The sequence below is a fragment of the Streptomyces corynorhini genome, from assembly GCF_003346515.1.
Lineage (GTDB): Bacteria > Actinomycetota > Actinomycetes > Streptomycetales > Streptomycetaceae > Streptomyces > Streptomyces corynorhini.
Window position 1 is genome coordinate 1 of sequence record NZ_QQNA01000296.1, and the last position, 1,394, is coordinate 1,394.

The window sequence follows — 1,394 nt, forward strand, 5'->3', positions numbered from 1 at the left end:
TGGCGGTGCGGGCCGGGCGGTGGGGGAACAGTCGCACGGGCCCCTGAGGGCCTCGACCGGCGAAAAACGGTCGGCGGAAATATGATGAATGCGGGGATCTGTTCCTGGGGTCCTCTCCGTACGCCGTCGCAGGGCAGGCCGCGAGGCAGGCCGCGTGGCGGTCCATGACCACGTACTCCGGAGCGGTGCATGACCCGGCGTCGCCCGACCCCGTCCGCGAGCGCCGACGACCTGCTGACCACCCTCGGGCAGCTCACCGCCCAGGCGCGGCAGGGAGCCGAGCGGCAGCACGCCCGGGTGGAGCTGGCCGAGGCGTTGCAGCGGGAGATGCTGCCCGCCGTCCTCCCCGACCTGCCGGGACTGGGCGCGGCGGCGAGATACGCGCCCGCCAGGGACGGCCTCGACATCGGCGGCGACTGGTACGACGGCTTCCGGCTGCCCGACGGCGCGCTCGCGTTCTGCGTCGGTGATGTGCAGGGCCACGATGTGGAGGCCGCCGCGATCATGGGGCAGGTACGGATCGGGCTGCGAGCCGTGGCCGCGACCGCCGCCGATCCGGGCGAGGTGCTGAGCCGCGCCAACGACCTGCTGCTCTCGGTGAACTCCAGCCTCTTCGCGACCTGCAGTTTCCTCCGCTACGACCCGGTCACCCGCGAGTTGCAGAGCGCGCGGGCCGGGCACGTCCCGGGCGTCTGGGCGCTCTCCGACGGCCGGTGGGGCGTCGCCGAGGACGCGGGCGGCCCGCCGCTGGGCGTGCAGCCGGGGGAGGTGTACCCGGTGACGCGGCGCCTGCTGACCGGTTCCGGGGTGGTCGTCCTGCTCACGGACGGGGTGATCGAGGGGCCGTCGTTCCCGGTGGAGGAGGGGCTGGCCCGGGTCGCGGCCCTCGCCACGACGGCGGTCACGGGCGTATCGGGCGGCGCGGCCGGACCCGGGGAGCTGGCCGCGCAGGTGATGGGGGTGGCCGAGCTGACGGGCCACTCGGACGACGCGGCGGTGCTGGTGCTGTGGCACGACGCGGAGGACTAGACGAGTGAGTCCGAAGTAGCGTCGTCCGCCCCTTGGGGCGGGCGGGGAGGTGTCAGGTGCGCTGCGCTCGCTGCGCTCCCTCCGCCTCGGCGCTTGACGCGTCCTTCGGATGCCGAGCGCAGCCGCAAGGCGGAGGAGGGAAGCGACGCGGAGGGGGCACCTCCCACGCCCTTAAGGCAGTGGGGGAGTCGTTGACCGACGACAACGCCGCGGATGTGCGTGCATGGCGCCTCCCCGCAGACGGGACTTCGGACTTACTCGTCTAGGGTCTTTCGTTTGGATCATGCCGGGCTCGCGAGCCCTGGTGCCGCGCCTCGCCGCGTTGTCGTCAGTCATCCCCAAGGTCTCGGCTTCGCTCGACCAGG

General features: G+C 73.3%; 1 protein-coding gene. It reads left to right on the forward strand.

Going from position 1 to position 1,394, the window contains the following annotated elements; genetic code table 11:
* Positions 1–189: 189 nt before the first annotated feature.
* Positions 190–1,029, forward strand: coding sequence for a PP2C family protein-serine/threonine phosphatase (locus DVH02_RS29695; RefSeq protein ID WP_114626949.1), 840 nt, complete (start codon positions 190–192; stop codon positions 1,027–1,029).
* Positions 1,030–1,394 lie beyond the last annotated feature (365 nt).